Genomic DNA, 21,149 nt, shown 5'->3' with positions numbered 1-21,149 from the left:
AGTGAACACGCTCACTTTTATTGGTGAACGCGCTCACTTTTAAATTTAACTATAAAAATTAAGATATTAGCTATGGGTAATTACGATAAGACACATCAGCATATTTTAAATGTTGCTTGGCAACTTTTTTCTAAACATGGGTTCAATGAAACATCTACACGGCAAATATCTTCTACTTGTGGTATTGCAATCGGTACTTTGTTTAAACATTTTGATAGTAAAATTACGATTTTAGAAGCATGTCTTGATCTAAGGTTTCATGACGTATTAGAACTTGCCAAAGAAACCGACATTCACCGCCCTCCTCGTCTTAAAATCAATCATTATGCTCAATACTTTTATCAATTTTACTGTTTACATCACCGCTTTTATAAAGTGCTTTTTAGCCAACGCTTGTTCTGCAAAACCTTTCAACAACAACACATGGAACTAATTCAATCATTAGTATTTGCCGATCAACCCCAATTTAATAAAGTTAAAGCAGCTATATTACTCGACTGCTATTTTATGACCTTATTGTATGGATTGGGCGCTGAAACTCCGAATACAAAATTGATGCTGAGAACGCTGAGTCAGAAAGTGTCTATATTTTAAGCTCACTAACTCATTGATAATTCGATATTGTGAACCTAAAGTGAATAATTTTTCCTCAAACAAGGTTTGTTGCATGATAATTTTTCACTTTTGACCCAATTTTAGCTTTGATAATCTCCGACTCTTAACTAAATTATACCTATTAGGGACAATATTTAATCAAGGTACATTATGAAAAGAACACACGCTGCCTTTTTTGTTGCGGGCATGATAACCATGTCTACAGCGAATGCCATCGAGATCTACAACGATCAAACCAATAGTGTCACTATAGGTGGCTTTATAGATGCAAGGGTTATTAATACACAAGGTGAAACAGAGGTAGTTAATGGTGCATCACGAATCAATTTAGATTTTAAGCGTCAATTAGAAAATGGTTGGCAAGCCTTAGCATTATTAGAATGGGGTGTAAACCCTGTTGGTAGTAGTGACATTATTTATAATAATCGCTTTGAATCGATTCAAGATGAGTTTTTATATAACCGGCTTGGCTATGTTGGCCTTAAACATGAAGACTATGGTCAAATTACATTAGGCAAACAATGGGGTGCATGGTATGACGTTGTTTATAACACCAACTACAGTTTAGTGTGGGATGGTAACGCCGCGGGTGTTTATACCTACAATAAAGATGACGGTGCAGTAAATGGTACTGGTCGCGGTGATAAAGTACTACAGTATCGTAATACGTGGGGAAAATTTCATCTTGCCCTACAAGCGCAACTGAAATCAGATGACTTTTATACCTGCGACATTGCAGACATATCACGAAGTTCATGTGAACTGTTATTTAATCAAGGTAATGCCGCAGCTCAAAGAGTAGAGTTTAATTCAACCTATGGTGCGGCTATCACCTACAATGCAACAAATAATTTAAAATTTACTGCAGGGGTTAACCGAGGTGAATTTGATATTGTTTATGCAAACGGTCGCGATCAACTCGTTACAGATCTTATCTATGGTGTTGGTGTTACTTATGGTGATTTTTATAAACCAGGCTGGTATGCATCAGCAAATATAAATAAAAACGAAAACCACGACACCGACAACTTAGGACGCTTAATCAAAGATGCCGTTGGTTTAGAGTCAATTCTAAGTTATCGCTTTGATAATGACATTCGTACTTTTGTTGCCTATAACGTATTTGATGCAGGTAGTGACTATGTTATTCAGCCTAATTTTAATGCCGACCCTGAAGATGTGTTTAAACGCCAATTTGCAGTTTTAGGTGTGCACTACTTTATGGCTGAAGATACCATTTTATATATCGAAGCTCGTAAGGATTTTAGTGACTTTTCAAGTAATGACGCAGAGCAAGAAGCACAGATGTCTCAAACCGAAGATGACGGTATAGCTATTGGATTTAATTATACTTTGTAGTTACCATTAATACTAAAGCCCACTTTTGTGGGCTTTACAACGTTAAGTCACTTACGTACATATTCAATACATTGAGTTACCATTCAAAGTCTCTTGTGGTATCTGTTGTATTGAATCCCAGTGCTCGACAATCTTGCCATTTTCATCAAACCGAAAGAAATCCATGGTGACATATTGATCATTACCAGGCCATATTTGGTGAGTATGAAGCGCAACAAGATTACCTTCTGCTATAGCACGAACAAAATCAATTTTCTTATCTGGATATTCATTATGCATTTTCTCAAAATAGGTAATGAATGAGGCTGTTCCATCACCAACTAAAGGATTATGTTGTATGTATACTTCGCCTACATACTTTTCAACCGCTAGAGATGGATTTCCTAGATAAGCGGTTTTGTAAAACTCAATAGCATTTCTCTTATTTAATTCTAAATCAACCGACATTTATCACCTCTTCACAAATTTGTTGATTATGCTTGTATTTAAGAAATGTAAGACAAGCTAATTACACATTTTACTAAAGCATAATAGTTCCTTTTCTGAATATTCTATTTCTACCAGAGCTATTAACTGATAACTAGCCAGAAAAGTTAGCAATGGAGCGTTCAAATTTCCGATAATAACGAATGACGGTTACACTTCACTTTAGTAAATAGCTTATATGTTACGTATGTTGGAATGGGTACGTGTTAGCAGAAAAATAAGCTATTAATCTTTTAGCGAATCTAAAATGTATTAAGTATCAGTAATCAATTTAGCGTTTTAAGCACCTTCAAACTTTACTACACGCGAACGGCCATTCTCTTTAGCAATATAAAGTGCTTTATCAGCTTTATTCAAAAGCTCATCAAGTGAAATGCCGTCTTTACCATACACAGCAACACCTGCGCTAAACGACATACCTATATTTGAGTTATCAGGTGTCATTAGCTTTATGGTCTTAGTTGTTTGAAGTAGTGTTTCTGTATTGGCAAAACAAAACGTGTCTTTATTGTTTATTTGAATAAGGCAAAACTCTTCACCGCCAAGTCTTGCAAAGTAACACGTATCATCAATGCTATCTTTTACATGCTTTGCAAAGGTGACTAATACTTGGTCGCCAAAATCATGGCCAAATGAATCATTAAAATGCTTAAAGTGATCAAGATCGATAAGTGAAACAGTACAACTAAATTCTTCATGATTTGATTGTAATTGATTGAATTTTGCAAACAAGGCTCGCCTATTTGGCACATTTGTTAATTGGTCAGTATGAGCAAGTTCAAACATTTGCTTACTGTAGTCTTCTAACAATGAGTTTGTTCTGTTAAACAAAAACTGGTTTCTCTTAAGTTCGGTGATATCCTCACCTTCAACAATGACGTGCTCACCCACTACATTGGCAGTAAATCTAAATATATGACGATAAGAACCGTTATTAATTTCCACTTCAAGCTTATCAGTATCATTTTCTAATAATTTCGAAATAATTAATTGTACTAAGCTTCTGTTAGTTGGATTGTTCGATGCATCTAGATAATGCTGTGCAACAAGTTGAAGTGAGTTGTTTTGAAATACTTCCTTGTGTTCATTAGCCGAAAAAACAACGACAGGTAACTGCAAATAATTTAAAACAGAATAATTTTTGTCGTTTTGTTCTGACCCTAATGACATACGATAAAGTCTCGTTTTGTTTCAAGCTTAGCTATGACTTGCTTCGCGTCGTCTTCTGATATTCCTTGTTCAGAAAATGTAAGCGACAAGATATTTATCATTTCTTGCCAATCTTTAAGATTAATACCTAAATTTTTATGGGCTTGTGCGAGTTGTTCATCACTGATGTAATCAGGTCCACCCATTAAAGATGAGATAAAACTTGTTTGATGATGAATTAACCTTTCCATGTTGGTATGTTTAAAATGAGCATTAAGGGTTTCTGACTTCAAAATATTGTCATAAAACTTTTCTATGACTTTATAAATTCGAGAAAAACCACCGTATTTGATAAACAAAGAAGATTCCACATCGAGTCCTGTATTATCGATAAATATTTAAGTAGCTAATAAGGCACCACAAAAGATGACAAGAAAGTCTGCAAGCTATTGATATTTAAATTATAGAAAGGAAAAGAGATTTTGCATTTTTGAATAAGCAAATAATGGGATTATTCTCATTTGTTGCACGTGAATATTAATAGCCCCTCTTACACACCATATCTGTTGATTTAAAAATCTTAAATTCAAAGATATTTGCCGAGATTGAAATAAACCTCAAGCAGTATGATGTGTTCTTTTTATGATTGATGGCTATTACAATGAATAATCACGTTCTACTTTAGCAATACGCGTTGTAAAGGCGCTGTACCATTTGTCTCTACCGAGCTGTTGGGCGTTTAAGTGCTCAACGTTTTGTTTCCAGGCTTTTATTGCATCTAAGCTTTGCCAATACGACACTGTAATTCCCAAACCATCACGAACAGACTCTATACCTAAATACCCAGGTTGTTGCTCTGCAAGTTCAACCATTCTATTAGCCACATCTTCATAACCGGCGGTATCGTCAGATAAGGTATTCGTAAAAATCACGGCGTAATAAGGCGGTTTTGGTGTATTCGCTATCATGGCTGTTACTTCCCCCTACTTGGTTCAAAACCATCATAACATGGAATTTTTTCGTCAAATGTATCCCAATTTGCTCTAGAGCTTACAAAGTTATGGCTGATCGGGCGCTCATTTATATCGCTATCTAATAAACCTAAGCGAATACGTAAGCGGCTTGGGTCATCTTTATTCTCGCTATAAATAGGTGAGCCACAATAGCTACAAAAATAACGAATTCTGCCGGGTTTAAATTCAAACGCGCTTAGATGCTGCTTGCCTTCTGTGAGGTTAAAACCATCTCGTTGAATAAAGCCATTGGTTGCGTAGGCTGTGCCTGAGTTTTTACGACATAAGGAGCAATGACAATGAATAATTGAGTCTATACCACCAGCAATAGTTACTTTTACTTTGCTGCATAAACAACTTCCTTGATACATAGTCCCTCTCAGGTTTAAAGATTAATAACCGCGATGCTTCCAAAATTCAGTGGCAGTGCCTTCGGCTTCCTTTAATAAGTTAAAGGATTTATCAGCAATTATATGGCCATTTAACTCAATAGTCATGCGCCAAATACCTACTTTATTGTCAACAGGTGCCCATATCGTATCACCTAAATAAAACTGCCAATCGTTTGTTTTAACGTACTGTTCGCCCTCAAACGGTGGCATGATCTCGCCATCTTCATCCGGAATATCTGGGTGGTAAACGCAAAATTTAATTTTTTGTCCTTTGGCCTTTTTAATGTTAACTATAAAGCCAAATTCAATATCTAACTGTGCAGGAACGTCTGTTGTAAACTCGGTGATTTGTGGCAGGTCTTTCTCTTTTGCATCCCAATGACTGTAAATGCCGTAACTTTCAATAGTGGTAATTGGCTTTGCTTTTGCCATAGCTGCAAGCGCTCCTTTTTAAAAATGAGGCGCTATTTTATAGTAGCAACCCTAGCAGAACAAGATTGTACTATTATAGTAATTAGCTAACGTATTTTACCCAGTGAGTGTCATGTTGTTGAAAGCCACATTTAGTTAAAAGTTTAATACTTGCGCTATTATTTGGGTTAACTAAAGCTAACACACTGTTTAGCGGAGCAGGTACATAGGTCGTCAGTTTTTCAAATAGCATATCTAGTACCTTTTGCATTATTCCTTTGCCAAAGTATTGAGACGACAACTCAAACCCCAACATGCCCTGTCCGTCAATTATGTTAAATATGCCTACGCTGCCAATAACCTGCCCACTACTTCGTAAAACAATAACTAAACGAATGCCTTGTTGATTATAAAAACGTTCTATGTCGCCTTGAATAAAGTCGTACACGTCACCTTTCGTTATATCAGCGCCGTAATCATTAAATGTTTGTACTTGCGGATCTTTTAAAATATCCCATATCGCTTGGCAATCTCTATGACGAATTGGGCGTAAGTCAAAGGCTAAGTCATCGTGGCTAGACACGTTAATTTCTTCTTTTTGCTTTATGAGCTGGCATTATTGTCTTACTATAAACGCAATTTCAAGCAATTAGATTAAGTTCGATGAGTGAAGAATTTAAAGTAATTCAACCTACCACCACAGTATACTGTAAAGAACGCGGGGAAGGCTGGACCTTAACAGGGATCACCAGTATTGATGAACATACTTCTGTGATGTTTGATGGCGTAAGGTATACCTTACCGGCCCGTGAAATTGTTGAGGTTTTATTGCCACAACAACTTGAGCGAGAGAAAAACCAACAATAAAAAAAGCCAGCATCAAGCTGGCTTTTTCGTGTTTAAATTAACGTAATGCGTTAATACGCTCATCAAGTGGTGGGTGCGATGAGAATAATTCAGCAACACCTTTACCGCTTGCAATACCAAATGCCATCATTGAACCTTCAAGTTGTGATGGGTGGTTTTGTTTTAAACGCTCAAGGGCGCTGCGCATTTTATCTGCACCTACTAGTTTTGCTGCACCGGCATCCGCAGAGAATTCGCGTTTACGGCTATAGTAAGCAACAATCACACTTGCTAGAACACCAAATAACATTTGGAAAATCATATCGAACAAGAAGTATGTCCAGCTACTCCCGCCCTCTTCTTCATCACTATTAAGGAAGTTATCAACAATACCTGCCAATACTTTCGCCATAAAGATAACAAAGGTATTCACTACACCTTGGATAAGTGTCAGCGTTACCATGTCACCATTTGCAATGTGTGACACCTCATGAGCCAAAACTGCCTCAGCTTGATCTTGATTCATGTTGTGTAATAAACCTGTGCTCACAGCCACCAGCGAGTTGTTCTTACTTGGGCCGGTCGCAAATGCGTTCATTTCAGGGCTATCGTAAATAGCCACTTCTGGCATCGCGATACCTGCTTTTTTAGCTTGCGCTGCTACCGTCGAAACTAACCATTGTTCTGTTTCAGAACGAGGTTGTTCAATAACATGTGCACCAGTTGATTTTTTTGCCATCCATTTCGACATAAATAACGAAATAAACGAGCCACCAAAACCAAATACGGTCGAAATAACTAAAATGCCGCCTAGACTGCGATGGCTAATACCCAGTACGCTCATCACAATAGACAACACAATACCTAACACTAGCATTACCGCTAAGTTAGTCAGTAGAAACAAAAATACACGCTTCATAAAAACCTCAGAATAAACATACCAATTGTATTAACTAACGACATGGTTAAAAATCGTTAGTTAATAAAATTATCTGGGTGTTCTACCAACTCAGTTTAGGGCTTATGCAATTGGTTGCAAGGAACTAATTGCAACCAATTGTGACAGAGTATGTCAAAAGTAACAACTCAATTATTATGGGTTGATAGATAAAATTTCAAGTAAGGTTTTGTAAATTTTTAATTTAGGGGTGCCGTCTGTATACGGACTAATCGCTAAAAGCGGGAAAGGCAATGCTGATTTTAGTGTTTCTAAATTGGCGTCTTGTTCACGCATGTTTGGGTCTACATGATTTGCAATCCAACCCACACAATTTACACCGAGCGCTTTAAAGTGAGCAGCTGTCAATAGTGCGTGATTAAGGCAACCAAGCTTCATGCCTACGACTAGAACAACATCAAGGTTTTGTGATTTAACCCAATCGCACAGTAAATCAGTTTCGTTGATAGGTAAACACCAACCGCCTGCACCTTCTGTAAGAATATAATCGGTATTGAGTGCTTTTACATTTGCATAAGCAATATCGAGTTTATCAAATGACAGTCTGTCACCTACTTGGGCAGCTGCAATATGCGGTGCAATGGGTGGCTCATAGGTAAAGGGGTTAACAATGTTGTATTTAACCCCAATTGATGAGCTTTCCATTAAGGTTAATGCATCATCATTGACTAGCTGCCCAAATGCTTCTTCGGCACCTGCTGCAATGGGTTTAAACCCAACCGCACGCTGTTTATGTTGTGCTAGTAAGTTTAATAATAAACTGGTGACATGGGTTTTTCCGGCATCGGTGTCTGTACCCGTGATAAAAAATTCTTTCATTTTTGAGTTAATTCTATTTTTCTAGTTCTAAAAGGACAACTTGATAGCTCACTCTAGCATGCCCATCAACCAGAGGGTAAGCCTTACAAACACTATTAAGTGCCTGTCTTGTTAATAACCCTTTGCGTTTTTGCTTAGTTTGCAATGAGGTAGCACCAATCGCTTTTATCGACCGCAGCGCATCTAAGGGAGAGTTATAGGAATCTATATAACATCTTTCGGCTGCAAAATTCAGTTTAAACCCCGCCAATTTTGCATACTCAATAATGTGACTAGCACTATGAAACTGATTAATATGGTTTTGCTCATCTAAACAAGCAAAAGCCTGTTTGATCTCTTTAAGGGATCCATCTACCACGCAGCTTAAATAAACCTTACCGCCCGCTTTTAATGCGGAAAAAAGATTTTTAATTAGTGCCTCTAAATCAGCAGACCATTGCATTGCAAAATTACTAAACACACAATCAAGGGAGTTTTGCTGTAATGGTAGGTTATCCATATCAGCACACACTTTTAAACAACGCGGGTTTTGCTCTGTGCTTAGCATGGAATGACTTAAATCCATTGCCAATACAGTATCAAAATGTGTTTTAAGCATTGCCGTGTTAACTAAAGGCCCAGCTCCTAAATCAAGGCAAGTACCCTGCTGATGTTTACTTGCCATCATTTTAAATAAGTGCGCAGCTGCTTGTTTTTGTACATTAGCATGGCTCGCGTAATTTGCAGCCGCTTTAGAGAACTTAGTTTGTGTTGTTAGCTTATTACTGTGTTGAAAGCTTAAAGGCGCTTGCAGTTGAACACTCATAAACACTCCACTAGCGAATCAACCAGTTTTTTTATATCGTCAGCTTGATGCGCGCTACTTAGAGTTATCCTAAGTCGTGCCGTATTAAAAGGCACCGTGGGCGGTCTAATAGCAGTTAACCACACGCCTTTCTCTTTAAGCTTATTAGCAACGGCAAGCGTGTGTTCTGCATCGCCCAATACCAAAGGCTGAATAGCCGTTGATGATTCCATTAATGCTAAATTATGCTCTTTGGCAAGTGCTCTAAAGTAGGCAATATTCTCTGTAAGCTGAGAGCGTTTTTCATCAGCTTTTAGTAACTTTTCGAGTCGCTCAAGAGTACAACTTGCCATCAGTGGTGACATCGCCGTTGAATAAATATATTCGCGATTAAACTGCAACATGTAATCAATCATTTGCTTTGATGCAAGCAGGCAAGCGCTACTACTTGCCAGTGCCTTGCCAAAGGTGATGATCAGTAAATCAGGCTTGATTGCCTCACAACTGCCTAAGCCTTGCTCGCCTAACACACCAAAGCCATGGGCATCGTCAATCATCAGCCACGCGTTGTATTGTTTAGCGAGTTTACAGAGTGCTTCAATGGGGGCTTGATCGCCATCCATCGAAAACACCCCTTCGCTCACTATAAGCTTATTCTTTGCTTTTGACTTTTGTAACCGAGATTCTAAGTGCCTAAGGTCGTTATGATTAAAGCGCACCATTGCAGCGGCAGAGTGAAGGCCGCCATCAATTAAGCTGGCATGATTGAGCTTATCTTGAAATATTGCCGATGATTTCGCTACACTTTTATCTTGAAACAACGCTTTTAATACGCTGCTATTAGCACTAAATCCGCTATTAAATAACATGGCGCTTTCGTAGCCTAATAACTCGCATAAACGCTGCTCAAGCTGTTGTTGTGGTTTATTATAACCATTCACTAATGCTGAACTGTGGCTACCTAGTTGCTGCGCTTGTATCTCAATAAAATCATCCGAAAAGCCAAGGTAGTCATTACTGGCAAAATTTAAATACTCTTTACCTGCAACCTGAATAAAGCGCCCGCTTGATTGCTCAACAAGTTGACGCTTTCTCAGTAATGCCTCTGCTTGACGCTCAACAAGATGCTCGGCAATAAAATCAAAAGCCATTTAATTGCTACGCTTCGTAAAATAGTTCTGATGTTGCTTTATCAGCAACTTTTGATGAAAGTGATGCTGCAACCGCTTCATCAGAATAATCTTCACGAGTTTCTGGGTTCATGCCTAATTTTTTAATTAGCATCATGTCTGCGTCTGCTTCAGGGTTTTCTGTAGTCAGTAGTTTATCACCGTAGAAAATTGAATTAGCACCAGCAAAGAAACACATAGATTGCATTTGTTCATTCATCGCCGTACGGCCAGCAGATAACCGAACATAACTTTTCGGCATCATGATACGTGCAACAGCAATGGTACGAATAAACTCAAAATGGTCTAAGTCTTCGACATCTTCAAGTGGCGTGCCTTTAACCTTAACCAACATATTAATTGGCACACTCTCTGGCTGCTGCGGCAAATTAGCTAATTGCATTAATAAACCAAAACGGTCAGCAGCCTGCTCGCCCATACCAACAATACCACCAGAGCACACTTTCATGCCCGCATCACGCACGTTATCGATGGTGTTTAAACGGTCTTGGTAAGTTCGTGTTGTAATGATCTGTTGGTAATACTCAGGTGATGTATCTAGGTTATGGTTGTAGTAATCAAGACCCGCGTCTTTTAATGCATGGGCTTTTTCGTTATCTAGCATGCCAAGCGTCATACAGGTTTCAAGGCCGAGCTCTTTAACCTCTTTTACCATTTTTGAAATATAAGGCATGTCACGTTCTTTCGGATCAGACCACGCAGCGCCCATACAAAAACGGGTAGCGCCTTTTTCTTTGGCAACACGCGCTTGCTCAACCACTTTTTCTACTTCCATAAGGCGTTCACGGTCTAAGTCTGTTTTATAATGACCTGACTGAGGACAATATTTGCAATCTTCTGGGCAAGCACCGGTTTTAATCGATAATAAAGTAGAAATTTGTACTTCATTTGGATTGAAGTTTTCACGATGTACGCTGGCAGCTTTAAATAACAAATCATTGAACGGCATTTCAAATAATGCTTTTACTTCTTGGTGAGTCCAATCGTGACGGACAACTGCGTGCTCCATAATAGTCTCTTTTTTTAAATTATTGGGACGGTTAGATTGGCTTAGTCTACGACTTGACGTAACATTGTCAACGAATCGAAGTGATATAAAGTTTACATATGATTAATAAACAACCAATAGATTTAGATTTTGATCGTGAGCATATTTGGCATCCTTATACTTCTATGACTCAGCCCCTTCCCGTTTACCCAGTCAGTCATGCCAATGCAAATCGTATTTTCTTAGAAACAGGCGAAAGCCTAATAGATGGTATGGCCTCTTGGTGGAGTGCCATCCATGGTTACTGCCATCCTGTTTTAAATGAAGCAATCACCCAGCAAGTTAGCAAAATGAGTCATGTCATGTTTGGTGGTTTAACTCATGAGCCTGCTGTTGAGCTATGTAAAAAGCTAGTCAGTATCACACCTGAGTCACTCGATAAGGTGTTCTTAGCCGACAGTGGTTCTGTGAGTGTTGAAGTTGCCATAAAAATGGCCTTGCAGTACTGGCTTAGCCAAGGTTACACCAGTAAACAAAAGTTAATGACGCCGCTTAAGGGCTACCATGGCGATACCTTTGCGGCGATGAGTGTTTGCGATCCGGTTAATTCAATGCACAGTATGTACTCAGGATTTTTACCTGAACATGTTTTTGTACCTGCGCCGAGTGCTAAATTTAATGGCGAGTTTAACCCTGCTGAAGCTGATACGCTTGAAAGCTACTTTGCAGCTCACCACCACGATGTTGCGGCATTTATCATTGAACCCATAGTTCAAAATGCTGGGGGCATGAATTTTTACCACCCTGATTACTTAAAGCACCTACGCATTCTGTGTGATAAGTATGATGTTTTACTTATTTGTGATGAAATCGCCACAGGCTTTGGCCGCACCGGCACCTTGTTTGCTATTGAGCACGCCAACATAGAGCCTGATATTTTATGTATTGGCAAAGCATTAACGGGTGGCATGATGACCCTATCAGCAACATTAACCACCAGCAAAGTCGCTATTGGCATTAGTGAAGGTGAAGCCGGCGTATTAATGCATGGCCCAACTTTTATGGGTAACCCGCTTGCCTGTGCTACAGCCTGTGCAAGTATTGATTTACTGCTAGAGCAACCGTGGCAAGAGCAAATTGAACACATAAATGATGTTCTAACAACCCAGCTTGCAAAGTGTAAGCAACTTGATGCAGTCGTTGATGTGCGGACATTGGGGGCAATTGGTGTTGTTGAGCTTAAGCGAAGTGTAGATGTAGCAAAAATTCAACGCTTTTTTATCGAGCAAGGTGTGTGGATACGCCCGTTTGCTAAATTAATTTATTTGATGCCGCCTTACATAAGCGACGAACAAAGCTTAACTAAGTTATGCAATGCTATTTATGCAGCCATAGAACAACAGGCGTATTAGGGCGTGTTGACCCTTTGTGATTAATTTTGCAGCAGTGTGTTTGGTATTTAGGCAAGACAGAGCCTATGTAGTGTGGTTGTTCCCCATAAATAGGCGATAACGCAGCATCAATGCCAAACACGCGCTGCCCTTCGGGTTCTTCCTAGGGGCGATTAACTCTTTGTTGCTCGATTTTTACTTAGCCCACTAGGTTACAAATCTCGCGCCGCGATTAAATCGCCCCTAGAGTGAACAAATTTTAATCCACAAAGGTCAACACGCCCTCTAGACATAAAAAAGGAAGCTGATGCTTCCTTTTCTTTAAACTTTACCATTCAAACATATAAGCCATTTTACTTATCATGCGAAGCGGTACTTTATGTTCGCAGCGCTTAGCGTAAAGATGCTGTAATGATTTATCTTTAATTTCACCAACGATCACTTCTTTTACTTGATAACCCAGTGCAGTAGCCGCTTGTGCGTAGGCGATAAATTCCCATTTTTTAATATTAGTGTTATCAACAATTACTAACGGAATTTCTTCTGCTAAGGCATTAATAAAGCGTGCAAGATTTAAATTGTGATACTCAGGTAACTTGTACTTATCAAATTGATACTCACCTTCGCTATTGTAAAAATAATCATCTGTTGCGCACACGACATAATCACTTTCGTTACCAGCTACCAACTCATCAGCTAGGCTTTGTGCATAATATGATTTACCTGAGCCTGGTAAGCCGCGAAGAATAAAAACTTGTTTCATAGCACCTGTTATACAATTTAATTAAAGACTAAAGGACAGTAATTGTTAATAATGCCACAAAATAACCAATTAGCGCAGCGAGAATTTAAATAAACGCAAATTTTACGCAAAATATTGCTGCTATTTTACTCAATTGAAGAAAAACTACTAAAGAGTGCGTCACAATAGTTTTTTTATTTGATTTACGAGGGTAAGATAGTCGATTCAAGTGCAATGCACAGCATTATTATATTAGGCAACTTATATCATTGGAGTGAAGATGAGCCATTTAGCGATTTCAGAGCTATTAAAAGGCAAGGTTGCGGTAGACAGCCAAGTAACAGTAAAAGGCTGGATCCGTACACGCCGCGATTCAAAAGCAGGAATTTCATTTTTAGCCGTTCATGACGGTTCGTGTTTTGATCCTATTCAAGCGGTAGTACCTAATTCACTCAATAATTATGATGAAGTAACACGTTTAACAGCAGGTTGTTCTGTATCTGTAACCGGTGTTCTAGTGCCATCTGCAGGTCAAGGTCAGTCTTTCGAAATTCAAGCTAACTCTGTAGAAGTATTAGGTTGGGTTGAGAACCCAGACACCTACCCTATGTCTGCTAAACGTCACAGCATTGAATATTTACGTGAGCACGCACACCTTCGCCCTCGTACTAACATCATGGGTGCGGTAACCCGTGTACGTAACTGTTTAGCACAAGCGATTCACCGTTTTTATCACGAGCAAGGCTACTACTGGATCAGCACACCTATCATCACTGCTAGTGACTGTGAAGGCGCCGGTGAAATGTTCCGTGTATCTACTTTAGATATGCAAAACTTGCCACGCACAGATAAAGGCGACATCGATTACAGTGAAGATTTCTTTGGTAAAGAAGCATTCTTAACAGTATCTGGTCAGTTAAATGGTGAGACATACGCATCTGCAATGTCAAAAATCTATACTTTTGGCCCGACTTTCCGTGCTGAAAACTCAAACACATCTCGTCACTTAGCAGAGTTTTGGATGGTTGAACCTGAAGTTGCATTCGCAGATTTAGAAGATATCGCAAAACTTGCTGAAGACATGCTGAAATATGTTTTCAATGCAGTATTAACTGAGCGTCGTGACGATATGGAATTCTTTGAACAACGTGTTGAGAAAACAGCTATCTCACGCTTAGAAGAGTTCGTAACTAAAGATTTCGCACAAGTTGATTACACAGATGCTATCGAAATCTTAAAAGCGTGTGGCAAGAAATTCGAATACCCTGTTGAATGGGGTGTAGATTTACAATCTGAGCACGAACGTTACCTTGCTGAAGAGCACTTTAATGCGCCAGTAGTTATTAAAAACTACCCGCGTGATATTAAAGCCTTCTACATGCGTCAAAACGAAGACGGTAAAACAGTCGCTGCAATGGACGTAGTTGCACCAGGTATTGGTGAAATCATCGGTGGTTCTCAACGTGAAGAGCGTCTAGATGTATTAGATAAGCGTCTAGAAGAAATGGGCTTAAACAAAGAAGATTACAGCTGGTACCGCGACCTACGTAAATACGGCACTGTACCGCACTCAGGTTTTGGTCTAGGTTTTGAGCGTTTAGTTGCATATGTAACCGGTATGGGTAACGTACGTGACGTTATCGCCTTCCCTCGTACAAAAGGCAGCGCGACTTACTAATAAGCAACGCTATAAATTTAAAAGCCGCTTTCGAGCGGCTTTTTTAATGCTAACACACTATAATATATAAAAAATCTGGTAGAGATTTAGCAAACATATATAAATAGCCTATATTGAAAGTAGTCTAATAATTAAGAGCTCATTTTATTATGCACTTTCGCGCTATTCAGACCATTTTACTAGTAACCTCATCATTAATCGCATGCAAAGTCACGGCACTAGAAGAAGACTTAAACGCAAAGCCTATTTTTATTGCTGGTTCCACTTCTGTTTCTGCATTATTAATAGATCTTAAGAGCGAATTAAGTCAAGAATTTGGTAATAGCATACAAATAAGACCTATGGGTAGCGATAAAGGAATTATCGCAATTGCAGATAATGTCATCGATATTGGCACAAGCTCCCGATACCTCACCAAAGATGAACAGCAAAGATGGCCCTTTTTACGGCAAATTGTTTTAGCACAAGATGCGATCACTTTTTTTGTAAATAAAAACCTCAATATCGATGAGTTATCAACTAGTACACTCAGTGCTATATATCAGGGTAAGCTCACTAAGTGGTCAGATGTTTCTCCGCATACTCCGAAACTTAGTAGTAAAAATGATGAGATTTTGCTTTTCAGCAAAGGCACAACGCACGGCAGTTTTGATGTGTTTTTAGAGTATTTACAGCTTGATTACATCAAAGAACCAGACAGTAATTTTATTCGCCTAAAAAATGCTGGAAATAGAGGCCTATTTTCTGAACAAAAAGTTGAATTATACGATCAATTTAATCAAGCGCTGGGAATTGTGCAACGAATACAAAATGCTATTGCTTATGATTCATATGGAGCAATAACCAAGCTTGAAAACGATAGAAGAATAAATAAAGTGAGTTTATTAGCAATTGATGGCGTTAGCCCGTCTATCGAAACAATTCAAAGTGGAGAATACGCTTTTGTTCGCCCATTGGTATTGATAGTTAATACACAATCACCGCGTTCAAAGAAAATAGGTGACAAATTAGCTGTATTTATAAAGTCAAAAAAGATACAACAAAAAATGCTCGATATTGGCTACCTTCCAGTAAAATAGCTTCGTAAATATAAAAAAAGCTGCGCACCTAAAAAGGTGAACAGCTTTTAACAACCAGAATCGTTATGAATTACAGAGCGCTTTCAAGCTCTGGTAACACATCAAATAAATCAGCAACTAAACCATAGTCAGCAACTTGGAAAATTGGCGCATCAGGGTCTTTGTTGATGGCAACAATCACCTTTGAGTCTTTCATACCCGCTAAGTGTTGAATCGCACCACTAATACCCACAGCAATATATAAATCTGGCGCAACAATTTTACCTGTTTGACCGACTTGCATATCGTTTGGTACAAAGCCCGCATCAACAGCAGCACGTGAAGCACCAATCGCTGCACCTAGTTTGTCAGCAATACCATTTAATAACGCAAAGTTTTCACCATTTTGCATACCACGACCACCTGAAATAACCACAGGTGCTGCAGTAAGCTCAGGACGTTCTGATTCAGTTTGTTCTTCTGATACAAACTCACTCAGACCAACAGAACCTTTACCAGTAACACTCGTTACAGCTACTGGCGCTTGCTCTTGTGCAATATCAAAGCTACTTGCACGAACAGTAATCACTTTTTTGCTATCTAGTGATTTAACTGTCGCAATTGCATTACCTGCATAAATAGGACGCTTAAAAGTATCTGCATCAATCACATCGATGATTTCAGAGATTTGCGCAACATCTAAAAGTGCAGCAACACGTGGCATAAAGTTTTTACCCGTTGTTGTTGCGCTTGCGACAATGTGTGAATAGTTATCAGCTAAAGATAAAACTAGATCAGCTAGGTTTTCTGCAAGTTGATTAGCATAAGCTGCATCATCGGCAATAAGTACGTTACTAACACCTGCAATTGATGCTGCTTGTTCACTCATTGCTGATAAGTTTTCGCCTGCAAGTAGTAAATCTACATCAAAGCCTAGTTTAACAGCAGCAGTAATCGTTTTATTCGTTTCAGGCTTTAGAACACCTTTATCGTGTTCGGCTATCACTAATGTTTTCATTTAGATCACCTTCGCTTCTGTTTTTAACTTTTCTACCAATGTTGCTACATCTTCTACGATGATGCCGCCACTGCGTTTTTCTGGCTCATTTACTTCTACCAGCTGTACGCGAGGCGCAAGGTCTACACCTAGGCTGTCAGCAGCAATTACATCAAGAGGCTTGCGTTTTGCCTTCATAATGTTTGGCAATGAAGCATAGCGTGGTTCATTTAAACGTAAGTCTGTGGTTACGATAGCAGGAAGTTTAAGAGCAACTGTTTGCAAGCCACCGTCTACTTCACGTGTTACATTAACGGTACCCGCTTGAATATCGACTTTAGATGCAAAGGTGCCTTGGCCACGACCCGTTAAAGCAGCAAGCATTTGACCGGTTTGATTGTTGTCAGAGTCAATCGATTGCTTACCTAAAATAACCAGCTCAGGTGATTCTTGCTCTACAATCTTGCTCAGTAATTTAGCAACATGTAAAGACTCAAGCTTTTCTTCTGTTTCAATATGAATGGCTTTATCAGCACCGAGTGCTAATGCCGTACGTAATTGCTCTTGAGATGATTTATTACCAATAGTCACAGCAACAACCTCAGTGGCCGTCCCTGCTTCTTTTAAACGAATAGCTTCTTCAATTGCAATTTCACAAAACGGGTTCATCGCCATTTTTACATTAGCTAGATCAACATCCGTTTTATCGGCTTTAACGCGTGCTTTGACGTTGTAGTCAATTACTCTTTTAATTGGAACGAGGACTTTCATCGTGACTCCATCAATTGTGTGTTCTCAAAGTTGACCTTGGCGTCAACTTATTTATTTTATGAATTCAGACTACTTCCTGTTGACGTAAACGTCAACCTAAAATAACCTTAAAGTATTCACAGCCTGTAACGTTTCATTTGCAAGTATGAAATAAGGTTCTTTACAGCAGGTCCGTCACCGAGAAGAGGTTTATATGGTCGAACGCGAAACCATGGAATTTGATGTAGTCATCGTAGGCGCAGGCCCAGCAGGTTTATCAAATGCGATTAGATTGGCTCAACAAGCACAAGAAAAACAACAAGAATTAATGATCTGTGTGGTAGAAAAAGGCTCTGAGGTGGGCGCACACATTTTATCGGGTGCGGTTTTCGAAACCAAAGCGCTGGATGAATTATTACCTGATTGGCAGTCATTAGGCGCACCAGTTACCACTAAAGTAACGCAAGATGATATTTATTGGTTCAATAACAGTGAAAAAGCCACCAGCATCCCCCACTTTGCTAGCCCTAAAACATTCCATAACGAAGGCAATTACATTGTCTCTATGGGTAATGTATGTCGCTTTTTAGCAGAGCAAGCGGAAAACTTAGGGGTAGAAATATTCCCTGGCTTTAGTGCTCATTCTTTGATTATTGAAGACGAAACAGTGAAAGGCATTATCACTGGCGATATGGGCCTTGATAAAGACGGCAACGAAAAAGATGGTTACATGCCTGGTATGGAGCTTAGAGCAAAATACACCGTATTTGCTGAAGGCTGCCGCGGTCATTTAGGTAAAGAGCTAATCAAACACTTTGCTCTTGATAAAGATGCATCACCACAGCATTACGGTTTAGGTTTCAAAGAAATTTGGCAAATCGACCCGAGTAAACACAAAGAAGGCACTGTAGTACATGGTACAGGCTGGCCGTTAACTGGTGATACCAGTGGTGGTGCATTTATGTATCACAGCGACAACAATCAGGTTGTGGTTGGCTTAATTGTTGACCTTAACTATTCAAACCCACATTTAAGCCCGTTTGATGAATTCCAACGCATGAAGCATCACCCTGTTTTTAAAGATGTTTTAGAAGGCGGTGAACGCATAGCCTATGGCGCAAGAGCTATTGCCAAAGGTGGCCTGCGTTCTTTACCGAAAATGCACTTCCCGGGTGGTTTACTTGTAGGTTGTGATGCGGGCACATTGAACTTTGCCAAGATCAAAGGTAATCATACAGCGATGAAATCAGGCATGGTTGCCGCTGATGTGATAGTAGCAGCTCTTAGCGACGGTAAAGAAAATGCCGATTTAGCTGAATATAAATCAGCTTTTGAACAAAGCTGGGCATACAAAGAGCTTTATCAATCACGTAACTTTGGCCCTGTTATGCACAAACTCGGTAAATTCTTAGGTGGTGCTTATAACACCCTCGATCAAAATCTATTTGGTGGCAGCTTACCGTTTAACTTTGAAGATAACATGCCAGATCATGCAACGTTGGTTGCAGCTGATCAGGCTGAAAAAATCGACTACCCAAAAGCAGATGGCAAACTTAGCTTCGATAAACTTTCATCGGTGTTTTTATCAAATACCAATCATGAAGAATCGCAGCCATGCCATTTAAAGCTTAAAGATAACTCGATTCCTATTGCAGTGAATTTACCGCAATTCGATGAGCCAGCACAACGCTACTGCCCTGCAGGTGTGTACGAAGTACAAGAAGTTGAAGGTAAGAAAGAGTTTGTGATCAACTCACAAAACTGTGTGCACTGTAAAACCTGCGACATTAAAGACCCAAGTCAAAACATTACTTGGGTAACACCTGAAGGAGCAGGCGGGCCAAACTACCCTAATATGTAACGCACGTTACTCATTTAATTAAAATTTATCCTAAATTGCAGGGGCTTCGGCCCCTTTTTTAGGCTATGCTGAAAGTGTCGTGTTTTATAAAAGTGAGTAAAGTATGCCGTCTTCAAGTGTAACCTTTCGTTTTTTAGCTGAGCCTACCGATGTCAATTTTGGCGGTAAAGTTCATGGTGGTGTGGTAATGAAGTGGATTGACCAAGCTGGTTACGCTTGTGCTGCAGGTTGGAGCGGTCATTACTGCGTAACTGTCTCAGTTGCGGGTGTAAAGTTTCAGCGCCCTATTTTGGTTGGCCAAATAGTCGAAGTGAAAGCCAGTATTGCCCACACAGGTAAAACCAGCATGCAAATCTTTATTCAAGTACGCTGCGGCGACCCTAAAACACAAAATCTAGTTGAAACCAATCATTGTGTTATAAGTTTTATTGCAATGGATGAAGCAGGCTACCCAATTGAAGTACCTTCATATACAGCTGTGACAGACGAAGAAAAGAAAATTGAAAACTATGCGATAAAAATGAAAGAGATCGCGATAGAAACAGAAACCCTTTTACAAAAAGCCTAAAATTTAAAGCAACAAAAATATAAACTGCACCTAGTAACTTCTACAGAGCACCCTGAAATTGTTACGACTGCCAAACTGAATGCCTGATTACAGTTTCAACAAACTGTTTAAAAAACCACTTAATGAAGCCTAAAAACAATACTTTAGGCTTTATTTTCAGCTTGGCATTGCCATTGCAATACTCCTTGTGAATGACGCGAAACATTCGTTTATTTATTTTATAAAGGAGCTATTAAATGATTAAAGCAATTTCACTTTCTGCACTTTCTTTAGCACTACTAGGTTTTAATAATGCTGCACATGCAGATATTACCGAAATGGATTCTCCGCGTATTTATACCGGTATCGGCTACGGCCAATATTCTTTTGAGTTTGAAGACAGTGAAAATGACACTGACTTCGATGACGATTCACAAATGCTAAAAGGCTATATTGGTACTCAGTTTAACAAGTACTTAAGCCTTGAACTTGCTTATCAAAATTTTGATGAAGTAAGCGATATCGATTCTAAAGCTGAAATTGACGGTGTTTCACTAGCAGCACGCTTAGCAGCCCCAATTACAGATAGCTTTTCTGTTTATGCCAAAGGTGGTTGGCTAGAGTGGGATGCTGAAATTGAGCAAGACCTAGGCGAGCTTGGCAGCATCAGTGCTGACTCAGACGGTGGTGATGTATTTTATGGTGCAGGTGTAGAATATGCTTTCACAACAAACATGCAAGTACGTTTAGAGTATGAGCGCTATAAATTAGAAGATGATATTGACCCAGATATGGACGTTGCGTCTGTATCATTCCAATACATGTTTTAATTTAGACTATACAGTCTAAATATTTAAAAGGCAGTCTCGACTGCCTTTTTTGTGTTTGCATGTGCTTATACCCAATCCACCTCAAGATGCTGAATTCAGCGTTTCACAGGTGCTTAATATCAAGGCGTTACTTTGCAAGAATGGGAGTCCCTTTTAAGAAGTAACAACGATGAGAGTAAGTGCCTGTGAAGCGCCCAAAGGGTTGGTTTAAAAGCGATTTATACTGCGTTATTGATTTTAACAATAGAACCACTATTACTTGCAATCAATGCCTTGCCTAAATCG

24 protein-coding genes are annotated in these 21,149 nt (G+C 39.2%); 9 read left to right on the top strand and 15 right to left on the bottom strand.

The genetic code is table 11. The features are described from left to right. Window positions 1-72 precede the first annotated feature (72 nt). Entirely contained in the window at window positions 73-594 is a 522-nt protein-coding gene (locus tag JIG37_RS13500) for a TetR/AcrR family transcriptional regulator (RefSeq protein WP_199529560.1), read from the top strand. Between the two features lie 171 nt (window positions 595-765). Beyond that, on the top strand, window positions 766-1,974 hold the full coding sequence (locus tag JIG37_RS13495) for a porin (protein WP_199529559.1): 1,209 nt from the start codon (window positions 766-768) through the stop codon (window positions 1,972-1,974). Between the two features lie 63 nt (window positions 1,975-2,037). On the opposite strand, the gene JIG37_RS13490 is transcribed toward JIG37_RS13495, so the two are convergent. From JIG37_RS13490 to JIG37_RS13460, 7 genes are all read right to left on the bottom strand, one after another. Further along, window positions 2,038-2,421 carry a nuclear transport factor 2 family protein gene (locus JIG37_RS13490; RefSeq protein ID WP_138616756.1) on the bottom strand — a complete coding sequence of 128 codons (384 nt, stop codon included), beginning with the start codon at window positions 2,419-2,421 and terminating at the stop codon, window positions 2,038-2,040. Between the two features lie 318 nt (window positions 2,422-2,739). Continuing rightward, a complete protein-coding gene (locus JIG37_RS13485) occupies window positions 2,740-3,630 on the bottom strand; it encodes a GGDEF domain-containing protein (protein ID WP_199529558.1) in 891 nt (296 codons plus the stop codon). After that, complete coding sequence (locus JIG37_RS13480; RefSeq protein ID WP_054553893.1) at window positions 3,621-3,980, bottom strand: group 1 truncated hemoglobin; 360 nt, start codon at window positions 3,978-3,980, stop codon at window positions 3,621-3,623. The genes JIG37_RS13485 and JIG37_RS13480 overlap by 10 nt, the downstream gene beginning before the upstream one ends. Window positions 3,981-4,265: 285 nt before the next feature. Further along, the gene (locus tag JIG37_RS13475) at window positions 4,266-4,577 is read right to left on the bottom strand and encodes an antibiotic biosynthesis monooxygenase (RefSeq protein WP_138616763.1); all 312 of its coding nucleotides are present in this window, start codon (window positions 4,575-4,577) and stop codon (window positions 4,266-4,268) included. Between the two features lie 5 nt (window positions 4,578-4,582). Continuing rightward, entirely contained in the window at window positions 4,583-4,993 is a 411-nt protein-coding gene (locus JIG37_RS13470) for a GFA family protein (protein ID WP_199529557.1), read from the bottom strand. A gap of 21 nt (window positions 4,994-5,014) precedes the next feature. After that, window positions 5,015-5,446 (bottom strand): DUF3859 domain-containing protein, encoded by a 432-nt coding sequence (locus JIG37_RS13465; RefSeq protein ID WP_138616765.1) that lies wholly within the window; start codon window positions 5,444-5,446, stop codon window positions 5,015-5,017. A gap of 82 nt (window positions 5,447-5,528) precedes the next feature. Next, window positions 5,529-6,008 carry a GNAT family N-acetyltransferase gene (locus JIG37_RS13460; protein ID WP_199529556.1) on the bottom strand — a complete coding sequence of 160 codons (480 nt, stop codon included), beginning with the start codon at window positions 6,006-6,008 and terminating at the stop codon, window positions 5,529-5,531. An 80-nt stretch (window positions 6,009-6,088) separates the two neighbouring features. Between JIG37_RS13460 and JIG37_RS13455 the strand changes: the two genes are divergently transcribed. Next, the gene (locus JIG37_RS13455; protein WP_054561447.1) at window positions 6,089-6,292 is read left to right on the top strand and encodes a hypothetical protein; all 204 of its coding nucleotides are present in this window, start codon (window positions 6,089-6,091) and stop codon (window positions 6,290-6,292) included. 37 nt (window positions 6,293-6,329) lie between these two features. On the opposite strand, the gene htpX is transcribed toward JIG37_RS13455, so the two are convergent. The 5 genes from htpX to bioB all read right to left on the bottom strand — a co-directional run bounded on the left by htpX (window position 6,330) and on the right by bioB (window position 11,031). Then, window positions 6,330-7,190, bottom strand: coding sequence for a protease HtpX (gene htpX, locus JIG37_RS13450; protein ID WP_054561446.1), 861 nt, complete (start codon window positions 7,188-7,190; stop codon window positions 6,330-6,332). A 174-nt stretch (window positions 7,191-7,364) separates the two neighbouring features. Next, window positions 7,365-8,048, bottom strand: coding sequence for a dethiobiotin synthase (gene bioD / locus JIG37_RS13445; protein WP_199529555.1), 684 nt, complete (start codon window positions 8,046-8,048; stop codon window positions 7,365-7,367). 13 nt (window positions 8,049-8,061) lie between these two features. Beyond that, entirely contained in the window at window positions 8,062-8,853 is a 792-nt protein-coding gene (locus JIG37_RS13440) for a methyltransferase domain-containing protein (RefSeq protein WP_199529554.1), read from the bottom strand. Next, window positions 8,850-9,983, bottom strand: coding sequence for an 8-amino-7-oxononanoate synthase (locus JIG37_RS13435; protein WP_199529553.1), 1,134 nt, complete (start codon window positions 9,981-9,983; stop codon window positions 8,850-8,852). Before JIG37_RS13435 ends, JIG37_RS13440 begins: the two co-directional genes overlap by 4 nt. A gap of 7 nt (window positions 9,984-9,990) precedes the next feature. Continuing rightward, window positions 9,991-11,031, bottom strand: coding sequence for a biotin synthase BioB (bioB, locus tag JIG37_RS13430; protein ID WP_054553903.1), 1,041 nt, complete (start codon window positions 11,029-11,031; stop codon window positions 9,991-9,993). Window positions 11,032-11,129: 98 nt separating this feature from the next. Between bioB and bioA the strand changes: the two genes are divergently transcribed. Next, a complete protein-coding gene (gene bioA / locus JIG37_RS13425) occupies window positions 11,130-12,422 on the top strand; it encodes an adenosylmethionine--8-amino-7-oxononanoate transaminase (protein ID WP_199529552.1) in 1,293 nt (430 codons plus the stop codon). Between the two features lie 307 nt (window positions 12,423-12,729). Here the strand turns inward: bioA and JIG37_RS13420 are convergent, their stop codons facing one another. Continuing rightward, window positions 12,730-13,164 carry an ATP-binding protein gene (locus tag JIG37_RS13420; RefSeq protein WP_054553905.1) on the bottom strand — a complete coding sequence of 145 codons (435 nt, stop codon included), beginning with the start codon at window positions 13,162-13,164 and terminating at the stop codon, window positions 12,730-12,732. 259 nt (window positions 13,165-13,423) lie between these two features. On the opposite strand from JIG37_RS13420, the gene asnS reads away from it, so the two are divergent. Together asnS and JIG37_RS13410 are read left to right on the top strand one after the other, a co-directional pair. Further along, on the top strand, window positions 13,424-14,821 hold the full coding sequence (asnS, locus tag JIG37_RS13415) for an asparagine--tRNA ligase (protein WP_187489573.1): 1,398 nt from the start codon (window positions 13,424-13,426) through the stop codon (window positions 14,819-14,821). 149 nt (window positions 14,822-14,970) lie between these two features. Further along, on the top strand, window positions 14,971-15,900 hold the full coding sequence (locus JIG37_RS13410; RefSeq protein WP_166340075.1) for a substrate-binding domain-containing protein: 930 nt from the start codon (window positions 14,971-14,973) through the stop codon (window positions 15,898-15,900). Between the two features lie 70 nt (window positions 15,901-15,970). Here the strand turns inward: JIG37_RS13410 and JIG37_RS13405 are convergent, their stop codons facing one another. Beyond that, entirely contained in the window at window positions 15,971-16,897 is a 927-nt protein-coding gene (locus tag JIG37_RS13405; protein ID WP_054553908.1) for an FAD-binding protein, read from the bottom strand. Beyond that, the gene (locus JIG37_RS13400) at window positions 16,898-17,647 is read right to left on the bottom strand and encodes an electron transfer flavoprotein subunit beta/FixA family protein (RefSeq protein WP_054553909.1); all 750 of its coding nucleotides are present in this window, start codon (window positions 17,645-17,647) and stop codon (window positions 16,898-16,900) included. A 193-nt stretch (window positions 17,648-17,840) separates the two neighbouring features. Here JIG37_RS13400 and JIG37_RS13395 point away from each other — a divergent pair, with 193 nt between their 5' ends. The 3 genes from JIG37_RS13395 (at window position 17,841) to JIG37_RS13385 (ending at window position 20,864) form a co-directional block, all read left to right on the top strand. Then, on the top strand, window positions 17,841-19,487 hold the full coding sequence (locus JIG37_RS13395) for an electron transfer flavoprotein-ubiquinone oxidoreductase (RefSeq protein WP_199529551.1): 1,647 nt from the start codon (window positions 17,841-17,843) through the stop codon (window positions 19,485-19,487). A 103-nt stretch (window positions 19,488-19,590) separates the two neighbouring features. Further along, the gene (locus JIG37_RS13390) at window positions 19,591-20,055 is read left to right on the top strand and encodes an acyl-CoA thioesterase (RefSeq protein ID WP_054561436.1); all 465 of its coding nucleotides are present in this window, start codon (window positions 19,591-19,593) and stop codon (window positions 20,053-20,055) included. A gap of 236 nt (window positions 20,056-20,291) precedes the next feature. After that, entirely contained in the window at window positions 20,292-20,864 is a 573-nt protein-coding gene (locus JIG37_RS13385; RefSeq protein WP_055198360.1) for an outer membrane beta-barrel protein, read from the top strand. Window positions 20,865-21,149: the final 285 nt, after the last annotated feature.

The organism is Pseudoalteromonas sp. bablab_jr010, from assembly GCF_016464105.1.
Lineage (GTDB): Bacteria > Pseudomonadota > Gammaproteobacteria > Enterobacterales > Alteromonadaceae > Pseudoalteromonas > Pseudoalteromonas simplex.
Note: the sequence above shows the minus strand (reverse complement) of the source record. Positions and strands in the feature narration are given on the sequence as shown.